This is a genomic window from Serratia sp. LTN-2 (genome assembly GCF_059740205.1).
This window is the reverse complement of sequence record NZ_JCAXDO010000003.1, coordinates 230,961-232,037: the sequence shown is the minus strand read 5'-3', so window position 1 is coordinate 232,037 and position 1,077 is coordinate 230,961. Positions and strand designations below refer to the sequence as shown.

Sequence of the window (1,077 nt, the reverse complement as noted above, 5' to 3'; positions counted from 1 at the left end):
CTGGTGGCTGCAGGCCATCAGCTGTTGCAGGCCGTAGCGGCTGAGCGAGAAATGGAAGCGGCCGTCGATGCGCCAGCCGCCGTAGCGCAGGCTGCGGGTGTCGCAGCGCAGGCCGTTCTCGCCGGGGAAAATATACGGCGTGTGCAGATCCGCCAGCGGCAGGCGCCAGCGCCCATGCTGCGCGGCCAGGCGGCGATCCGGGTAGTTCTCGTGCGGGCCCAGGCCCAGCCACTCGGCGTGCGGGTGCACCGTCGCCAGTTGGCAGTGCAGGCCGATGCGCGCCGGCGGTGGCAGAGTATCGGCCACCTCGACCTCCACGTTCACGCTCACTGCGCCCAGCGCATCGAACAGCCACTGTTTGCGGCTGATCAGCAGAATCTGCCCGTCCACGCCGAACTGGTGTTCGCTCACCACCTGCACGCCGTTTTGCAGCGCATCGGCCTGCAGCCGCGTGCAGCGCTCATCCAGCCGGTACAGACCCGCCAGCTTCCAACGTTCGACCCAGGCGTTGGGATCGATATGGTCCGCCTCGCTGACGCCGATGTCGTTGTCGATCGGCGCGCGCGCAAAGCCGTCGCGCAGCGGCGTCAGCAGCTGCAGCTGCTCATTCTGCCACCACTGCGTCAGGTGGCCGCTGCTGCGATCGAAGCGCCAGCGCTGGTCGCCGTGGGTGAGGGTCAGCCCCTGATCGTCTTCAATCAGCGTTGGTGGCACGCCCTGTGCGGGCGGCGGCGCGGGATGCATCGCACGCGGCACCCGCCACTGATCCCAGGCGCAGCGGTGGTGAGCTTCAGACCAGTCGGTGGCCTGCGGCTGCACCACCTCCACGTTCAGCCACAGTTCGCCGGGCTGATGCAACATTGGCAGGCGATCGAGCAGGGTGAAGCTAGCGCTGCCCTGCGGCGCCAGCGCCAGATCGAAGCTGCCGCTGGCGCGCTCCACGCCGTCCAGCTCCAGCCGCCAGTTGAGCTGTTCGTTGTCGGTGTGGCGGAACAGGTAATCGCTGGTAACGGTCAGCGTCAGCGAGGCGGCGTTGAAGGCGAAGCGGAACAGCTGCTGCGCCCGCTGCGCTTCGAA

At 68.1% G+C, this 1,077-nt stretch carries 1 protein-coding gene; it reads right to left on the bottom strand.

The annotated features are described in order from the left end of the window. On the bottom strand, positions 1-1,077 hold a 1,077-nt coding region (locus AC6BYQ_RS08270), incomplete at both ends, for a beta-galactosidase small subunit-related protein (RefSeq protein WP_498056679.1).